Below are 21,897 nucleotides of genomic sequence, written 5' to 3'. Positions count from 1 at the left end.
AATCTGTACCTCTTTTTATTTTACAAATTTAACATTCTCCGTCCGCGAATTTATGTTCGCCGAATTTTATACTAAAAAAGGCTGAATTAATTCAAATCATAAAACGAGCCAATTCAAACGATGATTTGAATTAATTCAGCTTTTTTCTATACCTTTTATAAAGAAAAACGAGTTTCATCTACAACATTATGAAAAAATGTGTAACTTTGCAAACAAAATATGCATATGAAAAAGAAAACGATTCTTTATTATTTATTATGAATAGAACCATCACAAAAGCCAACCCTCAGCAGGTTGAAGATATCATGAAGGTCATTGCTGCAGCCAAGCAGATTATGCGCCAATCGGGCAACATGCACCAATGGGCCGACAGCTACCCGTCTGCCGACGTGATCCTACACGACATAGAGGCAGGTGGCGGTTATGTAGTAGAAGACGATGGCACCATTGTGGCCTATTTTGCCTTTCTACCCAGTCCAGAGCCAACTTATGCCAAAATCTACGAGGGTAACTGGACTGACGATACGCCACCTTATCACGTAGTGCATCGCATTGCCAGCTATCCCGAGGCGCATGGCATCTTCAAGAGCATCATGGACTTCTGTTTTGACCACGACAGCAACATCCGTATCGACACCCATCGCGACAATAAGATCATGCAGCACGTCATCCTCAAGCAAGGGTTTACCTACTGCGGCATCATCTACCTGCTCTCTGGCGACGAACGTCTGGCATATCAGAAAATCATTTTATAAGAGAGAGACAGTCCGACTGATGTTAGCCTTGGCGACATCGGGCTTCAACGCTTCTGAAAGGGGAAGCGTTGGGGGATTGATGCAGGCTACTTGCGAGAATCCTGCATCGAGCAGCACGTCGGCATTGGCAATACGCCCCGCTATCAAAGCGACGGGCACATGATGGCGTCGAGCTGCCTGAAGAATACCAAACGGCAGTTTGCCCATCAGCGTCTGATGGTCGGCAGAGCCCTCGCCTGTGATAACGAGAGAGGCATCCGTCAGGATATCATCAAAGCCTACATGCTCTAAAAGCAGGTCAATACCAGAACGACAGTCGGCATTCAGATACTGTAGGAAGGCATAACCAAGTCCGCCAGCAGCACCTGCACCAGGCGCATTCTGACGATCATAGCCGAAATGACGGGCAGAGGCTTCGGCAAAGCGTTTGGCACGGGCATCAAGCTCAAGAACCATCTGGGAAGAAGCCCCCTTTTGTGGTGCAAAAACGTGGGCTGCCCCATGCTCACCACAGAGAGGATTGGTAACATCGGTAGCAATCGTGAAACGGACAGCATCGAGCTCACGGACATCATCCCAGGACTTGCCTTTGGCAAAACTATCAATGATGGCACGAATCATGCCGATGCCACAATCGCTGGTGGCACTTCCACCAAGTCCGACGATGATGTGCCGACAGCCATGTCGTACGGCATCTACCACCAACTGGCCAGTGCCATAGGTAGTTGCAACCATAGGATTGCGCTCTTCGGCAGATACAAGCGTGAGTCCGCTGGCCTGCGCCATCTCGATAACGGCAGTCGAACCATGAATCAGATAGCGGCTCATGACACGTCGCATCATCGGATCGCGGACAGGCACTTCGACCATCTCACCCCCCAGCGCACTCTGAAAGGCAGCCAAAAAGCCTTCGCCCCCATCGCTCACAGGTATCTGAATCACCTCAGCATCAGCCATTTTCATGAGGATGCCATCTGTAGCAGCCTGATTAGCCTCGACTGAGGTCAGACAGCCTTTGAACGAATCTATCGCCACAACAAACTTCTTCATACGTCTGCAAAGATACAAATTTCCATAAAACAAATAGGTTTTTTGAGATATAATTTGTATCTTTGCCAACAAAAAAAAAGAAAGAAGTATGGACGCAAAACGAATTTTAGATTATCTGAAGCAGTTGATGGTAAATAACAACCGCGAATGGTATTGGAAGCATAAGGCGGAGTACGATGCAGTAAGAGCGGATTTTGAGGCAGGCATCGCACAAGCAATTGGTCGTATTGCAGAGTTCGACCCATCGATAGCGCATCTCACAGTAAAAGATTGCACTTACCGCTTTAATCGCGATACACGTTTCTCACCAGACAAGTCGCCCTACAAGAACCACTTTGGCGGCTATATTGCAGCCCATGGCAAAAAGGCACTACACGGAGGCTACTACCTACACCTAGAGCCTGGTCATTGCATGGTGGCGTGCGGTAACTACTGGTTGCCTACCAATATACTGACATCATGTCGCAACGAGATGATGGGCAACACAGCCGAATGGCTGAAGTGTGTAGAGAGCAAGGAGTTTAAGAAATACTTTGGCAGCCCTGTAGCCAGTAGTTTCTCGGCCCCGACGGATGTATCAAGTTGGGACCAGCCCCAAGGATTCGGGTTGGAAAAACTGAAGAAATGCCCAGTAGGATTTCCCAAGGATTGGCCTCATGTAGAGTACCTACGCATGAAGGACTACTGCTGCTGGCATCAGGTATCGGAGGATTTCTATGAAGGCGAAAAATGGCTCGACGAGATTGAACGCATGTTCAAAGCCGCCAAGCCAATGATGGATTTTATGAACTCAGTAATCGACGACTACGAGTAGTCTTTACTCGTAATGACGGATACGGACATCGATGCCGGTCCCCTCAAGCTGGGTAACGATGGTGCTGACGTCAGTCTGCCCATAGTGATAAGGGAACAGAACCTTGGGCTTGATGATTTTAGCAGCACGCACCAGTTGGTCGGGTGTCATCGTGTACGGCTGGTTGCAAGGCAGGAATGCGATATCAATATCCTTTATCTGCGACATCTCGGGGATATCCTCGGTATCGCCAGCAATATAAATACGCAATCCATCGATGGTGAGGATATAACCATTGTCGCGCCCCTTAGGGTGGAACTGTTCGCGACCTGCTGTGGTGTTATAGGCTGGTACAGCCTCTACGCTGATATCGGGCAACTGTAGTTTATCGCCATTTACCATCACCTTACCAGAACCATACATATCGGCACAGCGCTTATTCATCACCAGCTGCGTTTTGGAAGCTGAAAGCATTTTGAGTGCATTGGCATCGTAATGATCGCCATGCTCGTGAGTCACGAAGATATAATCGGCCTTAGGCATAGGCGAATAATCAATCTGACGGTTACCCAACTTAGATACAGGATCAATCTGTATCTCAAAACCATCATACTGGATACGGATGCACGAATGCATCAGTGCATGGAACTTAACCGTTTTGCCACTCTTGGTGGTAAACACATCGACCTCATAGGTCTGCTGGCCACAGGCTGTGTTGAGACCCAATATGGCCAGCATGCTCAAAAAGAGTTTCTTCATACCTTATTATATATATAGACAGGGACAAAAATACGATAATTATACGAAAGTGCCAAACCATTTATATAAAATCTCTATTTTTGGAGCGAGTTTCTTGGTCGATTCAAAAAAATGACTTAACTTTGTGCCCGTAAAGTACATAAACAACAACAATGAATAGACAATGATTTGGAATGAAACAATGGAGTGCATGGATCGCGAACAGCTTCGCGAAATCCAGAGCCAACGCTTAGTAAAGATGGCAGAGTATGTGTATTACAACACCCCCTTCTACCGCAAGAAGTTTCAGGAGATGGGGTTGGAACCCGGTGACATCAAAAGCATCGACGACATCACCAAGCTGCCCTTTACCAACAAGCTCGACCTCCGCGACAATTATCCTTTCGGACTGGCCGCCGTGCCCATGAGTCAGATTGTCAGAATCCACGCCTCATCGGGAACCACCGGCAAACCAGTAGTAGTACTTTACACCCGCAAAGACCTCGCCATGTGGAGCGAAGCCATCAGCCGTGCCTTTACCGCCTACGGTGCTGGTAAGGACGACATTTTCCAAGTGGCTTACGGCTACGGTCTGTTTACAGGAGGTCTTGGCGCTCACGATGGAGCCACCAACATCGGCGCATCTGTTATCCCCATCTCTTCTGGAAACACCCAGAAGCAGATGACACTAATGCACGACTTTGGCACCACCATCCTATGCTGCACCCCCAGCTACGCCATGTTCTTAGGCGAGGCCATGAAAGAATGCCAGTGGAGCCGCGACGAGTTCAAACTGAAGGTTGGCGTTTTCGGCGCTGAGCCCTGGACTGAGAAGATGCGCAAGAAGCTGGAAGAGAGCCTGGGCATCAAGGCCTACGATATCTACGGACTGAGCGAAATAGCTGGTCCTGGTGTGGGCTACGAGTGCGAACACCAATGCGGTACGCACCTGAACGAAGACTTGTTCTATCCAGAGATCCTGGATCCCAAAACTGGTGAACCACTGCCAGAGGGACAGTTTGGCGAATTGACCTTTACCCATCTGACTAAAGAAGGTATGCCCCTGTTGCGCTACCGCACCCACGATCTGACAGCTCTGCATTACGACAAATGTAAGTGCGGACGAACCTTGGTACGCATGGATCGTATCCTGGGCCGTTGCGACGATATGCTCATCATCCGTGGTGTGAACGTATTCCCATCTCAGATTGAGGATGTCATCCTGAAGTTGCCTGAGTACGAGCCTCACTTCCTGCTGACCGTAGACCGTGTGAACAACACTGACACCTCGGAACTGAAAGTAGAGGTAAAGGAGGAGTACTTTACCGACGATATGGCCACAATGGTCGGCCTGCAGAAGAAGCTGGAAAGCGAACTGCGTAGTGTAATAGGACTGGGCTTCAAGGTGAAGCTGGTTGAACCTAAGGGTATTGAGCGCTCGGAAGGCAAGGCTAAACGTGTGATCGACAAACGTAACATCTAAAAATACAATCGTAATTATGAAGACTAAGCAACTTTCCATTTTCCTTGAGAACAAGTCAGGCCGCCTGACTGAAGTGACCGAAGTTCTTGGTGCTGCAGGCATCAACCTCTCGGCCATGAGTATTGCCGATAATAGTGACTTTGGCATCCTGCGCTGCATCGTTTCTGATCCTGACAAGGCCTATCAGGTACTGAAAGAAGCGCACTTTGCCGTGAAGATTACTGATGTGATTGGATTTGTATGCCCCAACACCAGCGGCTCGCTCGCCATTGTGCTGAAGCACTTGTCTGAGAACGATATATTTATCGAATACATGTACTCGTTTGCCAATGGCGATGTGGCCACAGTGGTTATCCGTCCCACCGATTTGGATGCCTGCGAGAAGATACTTTCAGACAAAAAAGTGGAATTAATGGCTGCAAATGACCTCTATCAACTATAAAATCACAAGAAACTGCAAGATTTTCGCCTGAAAATTTTGCAGTTTCAATTTTTATTCGTACCTTTGCACCCGCAAATAAGACATGAGGGCGTTTAGCTCAGCTGGTTTAGAGCATCTGCCTTACAAGCAGAGGGTCGGCGGTTCGAATCCGTCAACGCCCACAACACAAAAAGTCCGCTTCCGCAGCCGATGAGGTTGCGGTTTTGGGTTAGAAGGGATAGAGAAAGAAAGATAATTATCGATAATTTACAGGAATATTTAAAACAATGGATTTAAGTTTATTGACAGCCATCTCGCCTATTGATGGCCGTTACAGAAGTAAGACCGAACCTCTGGCAGAATACTTTTCAGAGTATGCGCTGATTCGTTACAGGGTACGCGTAGAAATAGAGTATTTCATTGCCTTATGTGAATTACCATTGCCTCAACTTCAGGGTATCAACCATTCACTATTCGATCAGCTTCGCGACATCTACAAGAAGTTCTCACCCGCTGACGCACAGCGTGTGAAGGACATTGAGTCAATCACCAATCATGATGTGAAAGCTGTTGAGTACTTCATCAAGGAGCAGCTCGACGCTATGGGTGGATTCGAGAACTACAAGGAGTTCATCCACTTCGGACTCACATCTCAGGACATCAACAACACCAGTGTACCTCTTTCTATTAAGGAGGCGTTGGAGCAGGTTTACTATCCTATGGTAGAGGAGCTCATTGAGCAGTTGCACGATTATGCTGAACAGTGGAAGAACATCCCCATGTTGGCCAAGACTCACGGACAGCCCGCATCGCCTACCCGTCTGGGTAAGGAGGTGATGGTTTACGTATACCGCTTGGAAGAGCAGCTTCGCGGACTGAAGGAGACACCTATCACCGCTAAGTTCGGAGGTGCTACTGGTAACTACAATGCTCACCACGTGGCTTATCCACAGTACGACTGGCGCGAGTTTGGCAACAGCTTTGTCAGCGAGAAGTTAGGCTTGGAGCGCGAGCAGTACACTACCCAGATCTCAAACTATGACTGGTTGGGCGCCATCTTCGATGCCATGCGCCGTATCAACACCATCGTTATCGACCTGGATCGCGACTTCTGGATGTATATCTCTATGGACTACTTCAAGCAGAAGATTAAGAAAGGTGAGGTTGGTTCGAGTGCTATGCCTCACAAGGTAAACCCCATCGACTACGAAAACTCTGAGGGTAACTTAGGTATTGCCAACGCTATCCTGCAGTTCCTGGCAGCAAAACTGCCCGTAAGCCGTTTGCAGCGCGACCTGACTGACTCTACCGTTCTGCGTAACGTAGGGGTACCCATGGGGCACGCCGTTATTGCATTCCAAAGTACACTGAAGGGACTGCGCAAGCTGATTCTTAACGAGGAGAAGCTGCAGGAGGATCTCGACAACACTTGGGCTGTAGTAGCCGAGGCTATCCAGACCATTCTGCGTCGTGAAGCCTACCCTAACCCATACGAAACACTGAAGGCCCTGACCCGCACCAACGAGAAGTTGACTGGCGAGAAGATCAAGGACTTCATCGAAACACTCGAGGTGAGTGAGGAAGTTAAGGAAGAACTACGTGTTATTACCCCATCAACCTACACAGGCATTTAATTTACACATATTATATTTATTAAGTAATCACAATTATAAAAAATACAACTTATGGATTTCGAAAACAACGAGAAGAAGCAGGAAGAGACCAAGCAGGATGGCGCTCAGAGAGAGTATCGTCCTGGTCGTTCACCACGTCCACGCATTCACGCAACAGCTGTGCGCCCAGGAAGCTATGAGCGCCCCAGCTATCGCAATAACAACGATGAAGGCGAGTTCCGTCCAGAGGGATTCGGCGCTGGTTTGCAGAGCAATGCTCCTCAGCGTCCTCAGGGGGGCTATCGTCCACGTAACAACTACAACAACGAGGGTGGCTACGGCCAGCAGCGTCAGGGAGGTTATGGTCAGCGTCAGCAAGGTGGTTATGGTCGTCCTCAGCAGGGTGGCTACGGTCGTCCTCAGCAGGGTGGCTACGGTCAGCGTCAGCAGGGTGGCTACGGTCGTCCTCAGCAGGGTAGCTACGGTCGTCCTCAGCAAGGTGGCTATGGTCAGCAGGGCGGTTATGGTCAGCAGCGCCAGCAGGGTGGTTACGGTCGTCCTCAGCAGGGTGGCTACGGTCGTCCTCAACAGGGTGGCTATGGCAAGCCCTACGGAGCAGCTCCTTATAAGAAGGCTCCCCGCCAGCGCACAGCCGACTACGATCCAAATGCAAAGTATTCAATGAAGAAGCGCATTGAGTACAAGGAGATTAACTACGATCCCAACGAGCCACTGCGCTTGAACAAGTTCTTGGCCAATGCAGGTGTTTGCAGCCGTCGCGAGGCCGATGAGTTCATCCAGGCTGGTGTAGTAACCGTTAATGGCGAGGTAGTAACCGAGCTGGGTACCAAGATCCTGCGTACCGATATGGTGAAGTTCCACGATCAGCCTGTAACCATCGAGAAGAAGGTTTACGTGCTGCTCAACAAGCCAAAGGACTACGTAACAACCAGCGACGATCCACAGCAGCGTAAGACTGTGATGGATCTGGTGAAGAACGCTTGCTCAGAGCGTATCTACCCCGTAGGCCGTCTGGACCGCAACACCACCGGTGTGCTGTTGCTCACCAACGATGGCGACTTGGCTTCGAAGCTCACACATCCTAAGTACCTCAAGAAGAAGATTTATCACGTTTACCTCGATAAGAACGTTACCGCTCACGATCTGCAGCAGATTGCCGAAGGCATCCAGCTGGAGGATGGCGAGATCAAGGCCGACGACGTTCAGTATGCACATCCTACCGACAAGAAGCAAGTTGGCATCGAGATTCACTCAGGTAAGAACCGTATCGTTCGCCGTATCTTCGAGAGTCTGGGCTACCGCGTTCAGAAACTCGACCGCGTACAGTTCGCTGGTCTGACCAAGAAGAACCTGAAGCGTGGCGACTGGCGCTACTTGACCGAGGAGGAAGTTGACCGCCTGCGCATGGGTGCTTACGAGTAATTGATAGTTGAAAATTGACAATTCATAATGAAACGTACTAAGATTATCGATGTGCTGAAGAGCACAGAATATGGCAAGGAGGTTTGCGTAAAGGGTTGGGTGCGCACGCATCGTAGCTCTAAGGCAGTCGACTTCATTGCCCTCAACGACGGTTCAACCATCAAGAATGTGCAGATCGTTGTTGATCCTACTAAGTTCGACGAGCAGGTATTGAAGGATATCACCACAGGTGCCTGCATCAGTGCCGAGGGTTTACTGGTTGAGAGTCAGGGTGCTGGTCAGAGCAGTGAAATTCAGGCTACCAAGCTTGAGGTTTATGGTCTGTGCGGCAACGACTACCCCATGCAGAAGAAGGGCCAGAGTTTCGAAGTGATGCGTAAGAACGCTCACATGCGTCTGCGTACCAACACATTCGGAGCTGTGATGCGCATTCGCCACAACATGGCGATGGCCATCCACACTTACTTCCACGAGCATGGATTCTTCTACTTCCACACCCCACTGATCACCGCATCAGACTGTGAGGGAGCCGGTAATATGTTCCAGGTAACCACCAAGAACCTGTATGACCTGAAGAAAGACGAGAACGGCAAGATTATCTATGATGATGACTTCTTCGGCGAGCAGACATCGCTCACCGTATCTGGTCAGCTAGAAGGTGAGCTGGGTGCCACAGCCCTGGGTTCTATCTACACCTTCGGTCCTACCTTCCGTGCCGAGAACAGTAACACCCCCCGCCACCTGGCTGAGTTCTGGATGGTGGAGCCCGAGGTGGCCTTCCTGGATCAGGAAGAGCTGATGGATCTGGAAGAGGACTTCATCAAGTACTGCGTACGTTGGGCTCTCGACAACTGTAAGGATGATCTGGAGTTCCTCAACAAGATGATCGACAAGACCTTGATCGAGCGTCTGGAGGGTGTTCTCAAGGAGACCTTCGTTCGTCTGCCTTACACCGAGGGTATCAATATCCTGCAGGAGGCTATCAAGAATGGTAAGAACTTCGAGTTCCCCTGCAACTGGGGCGACGACCTGGCCAGCGAGCACGAGCGCTACCTCGTTGAGGAGCATTTCAAGAAGCCAGTTATCATGACCGACTACCCACGTGCATTCAAGTCGTTCTATATGAAGCAGAACCAGGACACTGCCGATGGCGGTTCAGTAGGTTACAAGGGCGCTGTTGCCCCAGGTCCTACCATGCAGGGTACCGATGTACTCTTCCCACAGATCGGTGAGATTATCGGCGGATCTGTTCGTGAGGAAAGCTACGATAAATTAATGGGCGAGATTAATCGCCGCGAGATGGACCAGACCCACCTCTGGTGGTATATCGACACCCGCAAGTGGGGCTCATGCCCACACGCAGGCTTCGGTCTTGGTTTCGAGCGTCTCATCCTGTTCGTAACAGGTATGCAGAACATTCGCGACGTGATTCCGTTCCCACGTACTCCGAAATCAGCAGAGTTCTAAATCATACGAACCGCCATCACTCCACTCCGAGTGATGGCGGTTTTCTTTCTCCTATACACAAATTGAAACAAAAAAAGTAGTGAGGAACTTCTATGAGTCCCTCACCAACTTCTAATTAAACAAACTATCAATGTGTTATTCGATGGTAATCTTCTTTAAACGATAGCCATAGCCCACAACAAGCATACCTCCACGCTCATCTACCAGCGCCTTGACAGCATCTGTATAGGTGAAATCATAAGGATTGGGAGTATCAGCAGTCAGATCGAACTGAGCTACAATCTGATCCTCAGCATTATCGCCCCACCATGGTGTGGTGATACGCATAGCGTGATAGCCCTCAGGCATATCAATCATTTCGTAGTACACGTGAACCGTAGAACCAACAGCCACATCTGCCAGAGCGTCGGCAGTGACTGTAGCATTGCTATCACCCCAGTTGACGTCTACACTTCCCTCCCAAACTGTAGTCTCAGCAGGTGCAACGGCCTCAACTGCAACTACCTTAGTGAGCTTATAACCATATCCTACAATGAGCATACCGCCACGCTCGTCAACGATAGCCTTGTTAGCCTCGCTGTAGGTGAACTCAAATGGATTAGGAGTTTCGGTAGTCAGATCGAACTGAGCTACAATCTGGTCCTCAGCATTATCGCCCCACCATGGTGTGGTGATACGCATAGAATGGTATAATTCTGGCATATCAATCAACTCATAGTAAACACGGATGGTGGTACCAACAGGTACATCAGCCAGAGCATCGGCAGAAACCGTAGCATTGCTGTCACCCCAGTTTACTTCAGTAGCACCTTCCCAGAGCACGGTTTCTTTCACACCTGGATCAACATACTCGTCGTTGCTGACAGTGAACACGCCACAACCGTAGCGCATGCCATCTGCCTCAATGCTTACCATATACTGACCTTCGGCCATCGTAGGCACATCGAATGTAACCATACCATTAGCAAACGATACATTACTTGCCTCCTGCTTACCCACGAACACCTTGGTAACATTGGTAACATTGGTACACTGAATAGTCTTGGTGCTACCAACCGTCAACCAGCGCGACTTACCATCGGTAGCCAACTCGGGATCGCCTTCAGCAGGACGAACCACCAACATGCAGGTACGAGAGGTAGAGAGCCCCTTAGTGGTGGTAGCCACAATCTTCACAACGTGGTCGCCAGCCACCACTGGCATGTCTATATTCAGACCCTCAGCCACCTGCTCATCATCGATGAACCAGGTAACGGTGGTGTACTTAACAGGCGTTACAATAACCTCATACGTGAAGTTGGTTGTACGTTCTATGTTCATCAGGGTAGCGGGCTCGCCGTTCTTACCCTCTGGGATATCGGTGTTCAGGATGCGTGGTGCATCGTCCTCGCCAGCTGTGAAGAAAGGCTCCTCAGTCGAAGAGCAGGCAGTAGTTGCTGCCAAGCCGCAACTTACAAAGAACAGTGCGATATATTTTGATATATTCTTGGTACTCATAATTCTTTTTACTTAAAATTGATTCTTTACTGACTTACTTCACATTGATGTCTGACACATCCCACCAGAGACGCTTGTGCCAGTCGTCGCTACCACCTAAGCGATCTATAGCAGCCTTATAGTTGGCACTGTTGTACTGGTTCTCCAAAATAGGATAGCGCAAGCGTGTAGGTGTCTGCAGATTATTGTCATCATAGGTAAAATCGCTCTCAAACTTAGCCAGCTTCGTACGATCCTGCAGTACTGGATAATCAGAACGACGCAGGTTAGCCCAAGCCTCAGATGGATTCATCATGTGCAGAATCCAAGCCTGAGTATTGATGGCCTCCTTCGCATTGTTTTCGAGAACGCCAGCATTGATAAGACCATCAACAAATGTAGTGATCTCTGCATCCGAAATCTTATCGGCAGCCTGCAGATAGTGATCGTTCATCCACTTGATAGAGGCCTTGACACCAGCCATGAAATGCTCCTCAATCGAACCACTGACGTTCCATCCCTTGAGCTTAGCCTCAGCCAGCAGGAATTCCACCTCTGCATAATTGATGAGTGCACCTGGACGATCGGGCATCTCGAAATCGATGCTCAAGAAGGGACGCATCATACGTGCAGGGAAGTTACTGCCATCGAAGCCAGCTTCAGGGTAGAGACTAATCATGCGATCTAAAGTAGGAATCTCGGTAACAGCAGGTGCATTAACCCAGTTGTTCCACCAGGCAGCACCTGGGTCACAAGGATGTTCTACATCGCCAGCACGATTCAGATAATCAATTACTTCATCAGTGACGTCGATATTCCACTCACGGTCGGGTTTAATCTCACTACGCTTAGTGTTAATGTAATGACGACAAATGCGGTAAAGACGCGGGTCGTTGTTATCCTGTAAAATATTGAAGAATGTGGAGCTTACAAATGTAGGTGATGTAGGGTCCTGGCCGTAAAGGATCTCACCCAGTGCATTCACACGGAAGTCGAGATCGCGTGAGCCATCGTACAGGGTGAACTTACCATCGGTATAGATTACGTAGGCATCGTCGGCAGAACTGGCGATATAACCACCTGCTGCGTTAAGAGCCTTCTCGAACTCCTCCTGAGCCTTGGTAGGATTAACCTCACTGATACGCATGGCATAGCGCATACGCAGGGTATTGGCATATTTGCGCCAAGCAGCAGCATCGCCAGACATACTGGTCACATCGCCGCCAATATGGTCAGAACCTGTACCCAACTGGTCAACACACTCAGCCAGCTCTTTGAAGAAGAAATCATAAATCTCCTCCTGTTTATCGTACTTAGGATATGCGATACCTGAAATGAAACCAAGTCCAGCCTCAGAGCAAGGCAGATCGCCATAGATATCGGTCAGCATAGCCATCAGATAAACACGGTGAATGCGCAGGGCGGCATTGGTGTTGGGTTTATCCTCTGAATTGGCAATAGCATCAACGATATTCTTGATAGATACACCATACAACTGATCCCATACAAGGCGCATCTGATCGTCCTGAGCATGAACACTACCACCATAGTTTGACACGTTCCAACCACCAGCAAAGTGCTGGGTGAAACCTGTGATATAACTACGATAAGTATCCATCATGCCAAAGTCGCCATAGGTCTGCAACAGAGCTGTAGTCAGCTGGGCGCTTGGCTCTATCGACGAACCTTTCGAGTCGTCGGTATTCAGCTTTTCCATATAACTATCACTACAAGCAGCTGTTGACAAAAGGCCACAGCCTACAATACATGCAGCGAGCGTTTTCTTAAATAATCTTGTAATCATAATGACTTCCTCCAAATTAGAATTTGACGTTAACATTGAAACCGTAGCTGCGGCGTGAGGGCAGCGAACCATACTCCAGACCAAGACCAGAGGTGTTGTAACCAGAGTCAGGATCGATATTAGGAATATTCTTCCAGACAATAAATGGGTTACGAGCTACAAACGATACGCTGAGTCCCTTAACCGACTTGCCCAACCACTTCTCTGGGAAGGTATAGCCGAAGGTAATCTCACGGCACTTCACATACGAGTTGTCATAGATAAACATTGAAGGCGCATTGTCAGCAGCACTCTTCCAGTACGACTCGGGGTTAACGGCAATGTCGTTCTGACGATAGGTTCCATCACCATTATCGATAACGCCAGGCACAATCAGGCCTTCGCACAAACCAGCGTCACGCCAGTCTTCGATGGTCATGTTAGCAGCCTTGCGGTTCTCCTCAGAACGATACCACTCTTCACGTCCTGCCAAGGTCTCACTGGCTTTACCTGTAGCATAAGCCGAACGCATAGACATTGAGAAGAGATCGGCACCAACCTTCACGTCGAAGCCAGCCGACAGGCGGAAGTTCTTATAAGTAAAGGTAGAGTAGAAACCACCAGTCCAATCCCATGAAGCATTACCAAGAGTATGAGTTTTGTCATCAACATATGGCAGACCACTCTCAGGGTTGATAATCAGCTGACCGTCGGAAGTACGCTTAAAGTCCTTACCGATAATGCTACCGTAGTTCTTATTTACCTCAGCACCTACGCTGACACCACACCAAGTTGCCTTCTCGAGCTCGAAGTAGTCCATACCGTCAACCAGCGACTTCACCTTGTTTGTATTCTTAGAGAAGTTAACACCAGCATCCCATGCAAACTGGCCCAGCTGCAACACGCGACCGTTCAATGCAACCTCGATACCCTTATTCTGGATTTCACCCGCATTAACCAGACTGTAGTTATAACCAGAGGTTGATGAAGAAGCCAGAGCAATGATCTGATCCTTTGACAACTGGTTGTAATAAGTTACATCCAGACCAAGACGACCATGGAAGAACTTCATCTCCAGACCAAGTTCGAACGAATTAGTACGAGTTGGCTTCAGGTCCTTGTTAGGCTGAGTAGTGTTGTTGATCATACCAATCACGAAACCACCATAAGAGTACTTAGCTGTAGAGTAGTTAAGTGACAACTGATAGGGATCGGTATCACTACCCACCTGGGCCCATGAAGCACGGATCTTACCATAGTTTATCAGGTTCTTGTTCTTGATAAACTCAGAGAACACGATACTACCCGAGAACGATGGATATACATATATATTATGATCAATAGGCAGTGTTGACGACTTGTCGCCGCGAACAGTAGCCTCCAGATAGTATGTATGCTGATAACCAACACTGGCAGAACCGAATAAAGAGTTGATCTGCTTCTTATATGTATTCTGCTGAATACTCTGCTCAGCGTAGTTCATAATGGCAACAATATCCTTCATCTGCTGGTCCATACCAGTAAAGATGTCGGTCTTGTTGTCAACCTTGAAGATGTTACCACCCAAGGTAGCATTGATATCAAAGTTGCCGAATGAGTTATTATAGAGTGCCAACAACTCAGCATTCAGTGTACGATTGGTGTACTTCTGGTTCTGGAGCTGTCCTGCCATCTTACCAGGTGTTGTCATAGAAATAAAGTCCTCGAACGCCATAAAGTTCATATCGGTACCGATTGTACCCTGCAACTTCAGGTGATCGGAAATGTTCCAGATAGCCTTACCTGTCAGACGGAACACGTCCTTAGCGGTGGTATTCTCATTCTTGTAAAGATCCCAGTAAGGGTTCTTGTTGTACTGGTCGTTACCATTCCAGTTAGCATATTCGCCTTCAGATGTCTGATAGTTCTTCAGCCAAGCCTGATTATATGTACTTGCCAGTGTCATGAGGTTCTTACCAACATTGCTCTGCGAGTCGCCCAGAGCAGGACGGTTCTTCACATTCTCACGTGTATAGTTAGCAGTGAAGTCCAAATCAACAGGACCTGCCGATGTATTGACACGGAGGTTGAAGTTGTCACGGTTCATGTGCGTATTGGGCAGGATATCCTTGTTACGCATATCAGTAACAGAGAAACGAACGCCAGTCTTACCAGAGTTAACCGACAGAATGGCAGTATTCTGAGTGGTGAGACCTGTGCGGAAGAAATCACTGGTATTATTAGGATACATGAGGAACGGACGCTTCTCGTGATCGAAATATTCTACCAGGAAGTCATCGGCCTTGGCACCCCAGCTTGAGTTAGTACCTGTTGTGGCAGTGCGACTGTAAGCGCCACCGTAACCCATACCATAAACCTGCTGGATATTATCCCACTTAGCCAACTGCTTATCGATAGTGAGTGAACCGTTGTACTCAACGCTTATCTTATCCTTCTCAGCCTTCTTAGTGGTAATCAGAATAACACCATGTGAGGCACGGCTACCATAGAGAGCTGAGGCGGCAGGACCTTTGAGCACGGTCATGTTTTCAATATCATCAGGATTGATAGCCGAGATACCATCACCCAGATCGTATCCACCCTCAGTGCCTGCGCTGCCGAAGTTGGTATTGTCCAAGGGTACACCATCAATCACGTAAAGAGGCTGGTTGTTACCACTGATCTCGGTGTTACCACGCAACAGAACGCGTGTAGAACCCGAAGCGCCACCAGCTGTATTCTGAACGACAAGACCAGCAACCTTACCAGAGAGCGAGTTGATGACATTGGTTTCCTTAGCCTTGGTCAGCTCTTCGCCCTTAACCTCGGCAACACCATAACCCAGCGCTTTGCGCTCGCGCTTGATGCCAAGAGCTGTCACAACAACCTCGTTAAGCACAGTCTTGTCCTCTTCCATCACAATTCTCATGCCCGGCTGGGCTTTTACCTTCAGAGTAGTGTAACCCACGTAACTAACCTCCAAGAGGTCGCCGCGCTTACACTTCAGAGAGAAATGACCATCGATGTCGGTCACTGTCGCATTGTTTGTTCCAGCCACTTTGACGGTTGCTCCAATCATTGGGCCCTCGGCATCCACAACAGTACCAGTAATTACCTGGTCGTTGGGAGCAGCTGCCAGTTCTGCACGATTAGCCGTATCAGCCAGAGCCGAAACAGGCGACATCATCATGCTAGCACCAAGCAGACAAAGAAACATTCTTCTTTTGTTCATTTTGATTTTTGTTTTGAGTTAATATGATATTATTTCTTACCTTCCATGATACCTTTCAGTGTCCAATCGGCCTTAACCTTCATACCCTTATGACGGTCGAAAATACCGAAATGCTCTGCACCGCTACCAAAGCTATTATTATCCCAAACGAAAGTTGAGAAACCACGTTTACGAGCTTCACTCACAAAGAATCGGCAGTAATAGGTCATATTCTCGTGAATCAAGTCTGTCTGTCCACTCTTCTGACGATCGGTAACACCCCACTCGCCTACAACGATGCCAAGTCCCTTGTTACCCCATGTCTCAACCACACGGTCAAAAAAGTCGCTCATGGTCTTTTCATCATTTGGCGAAATCTCACCTTTTTCTTTATAGGATGTACCCCAGAAGTTATACTTGCACTCGCCTGCATAATCCCATGGCGTATAGTAATGGAACTCTACACTCATATAGTCTAGACCATTGCCTTCGGCATCGGTTGGAATGATAAAGTCGCCATTATTAATACCAAAATCGGGATTGCACACGTAAGTCTGCACAATGAGATGACGCTTGGCGTTATTACCACCGGTAGCACGCACCACATCGATGAACGTCTGGTTGTAGGAATTCTGCACAGCCAGGTTCTCGGCTTCGGGCTTCCCCCAATTATCCTTAATATGTACCTCGTTGGTACCAGCAAATGCCACACGATAATCGTACTTAGCAAACTCGCTGGCAATGTTCAACCACAGTAATGCCAGTTTCTGATTATTCTCTTCTTTATATTGGTTGGTAGGACGTCCCTCTAACCACTTCTCATGATGAGTATTGATAATAACCTTCAAATCGTTAGCCAGGCACCAGTCTACCACTTCCTTGACACGTGTCAACCAAGCCTTGTCGATACTCATGGCAGCAGCATTCGTAATGTGACACTGCCAACGAATGGGGATACGTACTGCATCAAATCCGGCTTCCTTTACAGCTTTGATGGTTTTCTTGGTGACAACGGGATTGCCCCATGACGTTTCGGCTTTGATACTGTTATCGGCCATACCAATAAACATCGACTCGGCATCTTGTCCAGAAGCAGAACATTCCAATTGGTTGCCCAGATTCCATCCAACAACGCCCTCATTCCATTCCTTGGCCGTAGGTTGAGCTCCAACGGCAACAGGAATCAGCATACCTGCAACAAACAGGCCACGCCATGCGTTCATACCTTTTCTCTTCATTCTATTGATTGTATTATGGTTTTAATCGGCAGCAAAGGTACTACTTATATAAATATGTGTGGTTTGACAACATACAGAAAAGGTTTGAATACTCGCAATTGTCAGTATTCAAACCTTTTCTGATAATGTAAGGTAGGCGCTTATTTACTGATATTTCGAAGGCGAAACCCCAAAATATTTCTTGAATACGGTACTGAAATACTTTGGATTTTCAAAGCCAGCCAGTCCTGACACCTCAGTAACACTACGCCCACTGCGCAGCAATGCAGCAGCACGTTCCAAGCGGATAATACGGATGAAGTCCTGCGGTGATTTACCTGTATACGACTTCAGTTTCACATAAAATAATGTACGGCTCATGGCCATCTCACGGCAAAGGCAATCGATAGAGAACGTCGAATCGCTCAGATTTTCCACAATCAAACGGGTAGCCTTATCAACAAACTCTCTACCGCTATCACTCCCTTCTGCCGCCGTCTCAGGTTGCTCTGCAGATTGTTCCGGCACAGAAGAAGTAGTAGTAGCCGAAGTAGGCATCTGATGCATCAGCTGCAGATAATCAATCGACAGGCGCATATATTTCTCCTGCAGGTGGTACACACTCCACGCGCCATAGAAAACCAACAACAGCAAAGCGATGTAGATACACCACATCCACCAGCTGTTCCACCATGGCTGTCCTATAACAATAGTGAGGTCCTGGGAATCAATAACGGCACCACAAGTACTACTGATACATTGTATGGTAAGCCTATGCTTACCTGGCTCCATGCTCACAAAACGAATGTACTGCTGATCAGTGGGCTGGCTCCACTCGCCATTGTCGATTCTGTAGCGATAGCTAATATCGTAATGGTAGCGCATATTCACACTCTCGAACAGGAGATCGAAAGTACGTTCATTATACGATAACTCTAATCGGTCTTTCCCATGCACCACAGCCAGATCAATGTGACTCAGATCATTTCCCTCATCCCTGTAATTAACACCAAGAATGATAAGGTTTGCTGTGTAATTGAGAGGTTGTACACTCTCAGGATGCACAATCACAGCACCTGTCGTAGTACCAAATATAATATCACCATCCGGCAGATTCTGTGCAGCCCCTCGAGAATACTCACGGTTCAAGCCATAGCAATAATTGACATTGACAACGTGAAGAGGATCATCAGCCTTGGCATAAGCAAGACCTTCGTCGGTAGCTATCCATATACGTCCATCCTTGCCCTTAACCAGACTCCTGACATAGTTTGAAGGCAACCCATTATCAACAGTCAACTGTCTACTTTGGCGTTTGGTCATATGGTACACATAGACGCCACCACCATCAGTAGCAATCCATAGCTCTGAACCCGAAGCCAGAAGATGCGCCACAAAGGGATTCACATCAGTTACGCCAGCGGGTGCATAATCCAGTTCTTTGACCTCATCGCTACCCGGCGTTACGAGTTTAAGACCAAAGGCTGTACCCACAGCTATCTGACCTGACGCCAACTGCGTAATGGCTTGCACGTCATGAATCGGATAATATTGGATATGACCATCACTCGATTTCCGGAAAAGATCACCATTCAGGCTACCCATCCATACGCCACCACTTTTATCATAATATACGGCATACACATGGTTATCCTCGAGCTCACTATTATCAACCGTGTAGATATGGCGCAACCGGCTCTGTTCATCTATCTCATAAATGCCCTTACCATAGGTTGACACAAAAACCGATCCATCGGGACACTTGAAGGCACTGGTGACAACCGTTCCCTGATAACTATGCTGCCACTGCCCAGTCATAGCATTATATATACTGATTCCATTATCAGTACCCAGCATAACCATATTTCCTGATAGCGGCATCACAGCATTTACATGATCGTTCGCCAATGACTGAAGATTGTTTACCGTATGACGGAAAATAGCTGTCGTACTGCCGATGGGGCGTGCAATATCGATTCCGCCAGAATAGGTACCTATCACAATGTTTTTCCATGAGTCGACAACCATGCTGTAAACACCATTGCCATGGAGCACACCGTGTTCTGTCTCATTGGCGTCAAACAGCAGGGAACAAGTACCACGACCATCGCGCGGCACCTGCCACACACCTTCGCCATCAGAACCAACAAGCATCGTATCATCATCGTACGGACAGATACTGCGAATAGGATTACCATGCGGTGTACTTCCTTTCAGACCAAAGAACTGGTCGGTTGCTATACTGCCATGATGTCCGAATGTCACAATATGCAGACCATTCTCATAGCCACCCAACCAGAGTTTACCTGAGAGTTCATCATAATAAGCGCTCTCGGTATTATAGGAGAGTAGCCGTTGGCCTTTTCCATTGTAGACGCCTTCGCGAGCACAAAACAGGAATCCACTCTTTACCCTGACAATCTGGTTAACATAGGCGCCTTTCACTATCTGCCTCAAGGAATTGTTAGTCCAAATATAGACACCATCGTGCAAAGCCAGATAAATAGAGGTTCCAGATACATAGATGTCGTTGAGAGCCACCTCGTAACCTAAATGCTTTGAAACCTGAGCTATCTGCTCAAACCTATCATAATCGGCATTGAACCTGAATAAAGAGCCTCGATTATCAAATGCGTAAACGCCTGTCGAGTCAGACTTAACATGTATAACCCTACCTCCCAAGTGATTGAAGGGAACACGATCATCAAGTCTGTAGATCCTGACCTTAGAACCATTGAATCTGCCGACACCTTTAAGCGATGACCACCAGATAGCTCCTGACGTTGACTGACAAACAGAGAAGATACGCTGATTATCAAGACCTTCTGCCTTTCCTAAATGCGAAAAAGTAAAATCAGCAGTATGCAACGCCATACTGGCAGTAGAATCTACCACCATCAAACACACCAAAAATACAATCTTCAGAAGGTATATTGGTAATCTGTCAAATGCGTCAACCTTTCTCAAATTCATTTGTTCAGGTAAATGCCATCATCTTTAATGATTATCAACCTCCTCTTATACAGATCGCCGATAGCTTTCTTATAGGCCTTCTTCGACACCTGGAAGCGATCATAGATTAGTTCTGCAGGTGATTTATCGCCCAAATTACAGAATCCATCGTTCTCGTAGAGGTAACGAAGTAATGTCTCAGCGAAATCAAGCGTCTGTTGACGACCTGTTTGCTGGAGTACAATATCGATCTTACCATCCTGGCGCACATGGTCAACGTATGCTTTAAGTTTCATGCCGCTATGCAATGGTTGGAAAATCTGATTCTCAAAAACCAAGCCTTGGAACTTATTATTCACAATAACCTTGAACCCCAGGTCGGTCTTCTGCCAAACAAGGATATCCACCTCAGCACCATGCTGCAGCGAAGGCAAATCGGTAACAACAGGTGTAGTGAGATATTTTTCAACCTTAGCAGTAGCCATCAGTCGATAGCTGTCCTCGTCAAGTTTAATATAGACAATATGTCGCTGACCTTGCTCCATACGTTTTTTCTGTTCACGGAAGGGACAGAAAATGTCCTTCATCAGCCCCCAGTTCAAAAAAGCGCCGAACTGGTTGACCCACGCCACCTCAAGACTCACGAATTCGCCAACCTTGGCATAGGGCTTCTCCGTAGTAGCCACAGGACGTTCTTCCTGATCGAGATAAATAAATACAGTAATCTCGTCACCAATCTTCATATCTTTTGTGACATAACGCTGAGGCAGAAGAATTTCGCCTTCTTCGCCGCCATCAAGATAAAGTCCGAAGTCAACCGACTTCACTATTTTCAAAGTGTTGTAGTCTCCGAGGGTAAGCATATTTGTCCGTCTTTTAAATGAATGGTACGATCGGTAATAGAAGCCAGTTGCTCATCGTGAGTCACAATGACGAAGGTCTGTCCGAACTGATTACGAAGGTCGAAGAACAACTGGTGGAGTTCCGCCTTGTTCTTAGTGTCGAGAGAGCCAGAAGGTTCATCAGCCAGAATCACAGCGGGATTATTGACTAAGGCACGTGCTACAGCCACACGCTGTTTCTCACCTCCAGAAAGTTCATTAGGCTTATGAGTGGCACGATCGGCCAACCCCATAAACTCGAGCAACTCCTTGGCACGCTGACGCGCTTTGCTCTGTGAAGTGCCTGCAATATAAGCAGGAATCATGATATTCTCTATAGCGGTAAACTCAGGCAACAGCTGGTGGAACTGAAATACAAAGCCCAGATGGCGGTTACGAAAATCAGACAGCTGTTTAGATGAGAGTTGAGTGGTTTCAATGCCGTCAACAATCACACGGCCGGTATCAGGCCGATCAAGGGTGCCTATAATCTGCAATAAGGTGGTCTTACCAGCGCCACTGGGCCCCACGATACTCACTACCTCACCCTTATCTATATGGAGGTCGATACCTTTCAGTACCTGTAATGAGCCAAAACTCTTGGTTATATTACTTATTTCTATCATTTTCTTGAT

At 47.8% G+C, this 21,897-nt stretch carries 15 protein-coding genes, 1 tRNA gene and 2 pseudogenes; 8 read left to right on the top strand and 10 right to left on the bottom strand.

Going from position 1 to position 21,897, the window contains the following annotated elements; genetic code table 11:
- The first annotated feature begins 257 nt into the window (after positions 1-257).
- The gene (locus tag T491_RS0102920) at positions 258-755 is read left to right on the top strand and encodes a GNAT family acetyltransferase (RefSeq protein WP_033149068.1); all 498 of its coding nucleotides are present in this window, start codon (positions 258-260) and stop codon (positions 753-755) included.
- On the opposite strand, the gene T491_RS0102915 is transcribed toward T491_RS0102920, so the two are convergent.
- Complete coding sequence (locus tag T491_RS0102915) at positions 750-1,805, bottom strand: glycerate kinase (protein ID WP_028902544.1); 1,056 nt, start codon at positions 1,803-1,805, stop codon at positions 750-752. The genes T491_RS0102920 and T491_RS0102915 overlap by 6 nt on opposite strands.
- Before the next feature lie 88 nt (positions 1,806-1,893).
- On the opposite strand from T491_RS0102915, the gene T491_RS0102910 reads away from it, so the two are divergent.
- Positions 1,894-2,619 carry a DUF2461 domain-containing protein gene (locus T491_RS0102910; RefSeq protein ID WP_028902543.1) on the top strand — a complete coding sequence of 242 codons (726 nt, stop codon included), beginning with the start codon at positions 1,894-1,896 and terminating at the stop codon, positions 2,617-2,619.
- Positions 2,620-2,622: 3 nt separating this feature from the next.
- Here the strand turns inward: T491_RS0102910 and T491_RS0102905 are convergent, their stop codons facing one another.
- Positions 2,623-3,357, bottom strand: a complete 735-nt coding sequence (locus tag T491_RS0102905) for an MBL fold metallo-hydrolase (RefSeq protein ID WP_028902542.1) — start codon at positions 3,355-3,357, stop codon at positions 2,623-2,625.
- A 163-nt stretch (positions 3,358-3,520) separates the two neighbouring features.
- Here T491_RS0102905 and T491_RS0102900 point away from each other — a divergent pair, with 163 nt between their 5' ends.
- The 6 genes from T491_RS0102900 to asnS all read left to right on the top strand — a co-directional run bounded on the left by T491_RS0102900 (position 3,521) and on the right by asnS (position 9,763).
- Positions 3,521-4,819: a phenylacetate--CoA ligase family protein gene (locus T491_RS0102900; RefSeq protein WP_028902541.1), complete on the top strand. Its 1,299-nt coding sequence runs from the start codon at positions 3,521-3,523 to the stop codon at positions 4,817-4,819.
- Positions 4,820-4,835: 16 nt separating this feature from the next.
- On the top strand, positions 4,836-5,261 hold the full coding sequence (locus T491_RS0102895) for an ACT domain-containing protein (protein ID WP_028902540.1): 426 nt from the start codon (positions 4,836-4,838) through the stop codon (positions 5,259-5,261).
- Positions 5,262-5,347: 86 nt separating this feature from the next.
- Positions 5,348-5,422: transfer RNA gene (locus T491_RS0102890), tRNA-Val, on the top strand.
- A gap of 105 nt (positions 5,423-5,527) precedes the next feature.
- Positions 5,528-6,874 carry an adenylosuccinate lyase gene (gene purB, locus T491_RS0102885; RefSeq protein WP_028902539.1) on the top strand — a complete coding sequence of 449 codons (1,347 nt, stop codon included), beginning with the start codon at positions 5,528-5,530 and terminating at the stop codon, positions 6,872-6,874.
- A 51-nt stretch (positions 6,875-6,925) separates the two neighbouring features.
- Positions 6,926-8,296, top strand: coding sequence for a pseudouridine synthase (locus T491_RS0102880; protein ID WP_028902538.1), 1,371 nt, complete (start codon positions 6,926-6,928; stop codon positions 8,294-8,296).
- 27 nt (positions 8,297-8,323) lie between these two features.
- Positions 8,324-9,763, top strand: a complete 1,440-nt coding sequence (gene asnS, locus T491_RS0102875) for an asparagine--tRNA ligase (RefSeq protein WP_028902537.1) — start codon at positions 8,324-8,326, stop codon at positions 9,761-9,763.
- Between the two features lie 135 nt (positions 9,764-9,898).
- Here asnS and T491_RS15540 read toward each other — a convergent pair whose 3' ends face one another.
- From T491_RS15540 to T491_RS0102840, 8 genes and pseudogenes are all read right to left on the bottom strand, one after another.
- Entirely contained in the window at positions 9,899-11,260 is a 1,362-nt protein-coding gene (locus tag T491_RS15540; protein ID WP_197018784.1) for a hypothetical protein, read from the bottom strand.
- 34 nt (positions 11,261-11,294) lie between these two features.
- On the bottom strand, positions 11,295-13,043 hold the full coding sequence (locus T491_RS0102865) for a SusD/RagB family nutrient-binding outer membrane lipoprotein (protein ID WP_028902536.1): 1,749 nt from the start codon (positions 13,041-13,043) through the stop codon (positions 11,295-11,297).
- Between the two features lie 16 nt (positions 13,044-13,059).
- Entirely contained in the window at positions 13,060-16,233 is a 3,174-nt protein-coding gene (locus T491_RS0102860; protein WP_028902535.1) for a SusC/RagA family TonB-linked outer membrane protein, read from the bottom strand.
- A gap of 29 nt (positions 16,234-16,262) precedes the next feature.
- Positions 16,263-17,402, bottom strand: coding sequence for a glycoside hydrolase family 5 protein (locus tag T491_RS0102855; protein WP_028902534.1), 1,140 nt, complete (start codon positions 17,400-17,402; stop codon positions 16,263-16,265).
- A gap of 192 nt (positions 17,403-17,594) precedes the next feature.
- Positions 17,595-17,930 (bottom strand): annotated as a pseudogene (locus T491_RS18230) (helix-turn-helix domain-containing protein); the annotation flags it as partial.
- A gap of 720 nt (positions 17,931-18,650) precedes the next feature.
- Positions 18,651-19,247: pseudogene (locus T491_RS18225) on the bottom strand (two-component regulator propeller domain-containing protein); the annotation flags it as partial.
- A 1,151-nt stretch (positions 19,248-20,398) separates the two neighbouring features.
- A complete protein-coding gene (locus tag T491_RS0102845) occupies positions 20,399-21,244 on the bottom strand; it encodes a S1 RNA-binding domain-containing protein (protein ID WP_028902533.1) in 846 nt (281 codons plus the stop codon).
- Positions 21,214-21,888 (bottom strand): ABC transporter ATP-binding protein, encoded by a 675-nt coding sequence (locus T491_RS0102840; protein WP_028902532.1) that lies wholly within the window; start codon positions 21,886-21,888, stop codon positions 21,214-21,216. Before T491_RS0102840 ends, T491_RS0102845 begins: the two co-directional genes overlap by 31 nt.
- Between the last annotated feature and the right edge of the window lie 9 nt (positions 21,889-21,897).

This window comes from Prevotella sp. P6B4 (assembly GCF_000619985.1).
Lineage (GTDB): Bacteria > Bacteroidota > Bacteroidia > Bacteroidales > Bacteroidaceae > Prevotella.
This window is presented reverse-complemented; position numbering and strand designations above follow the sequence as displayed.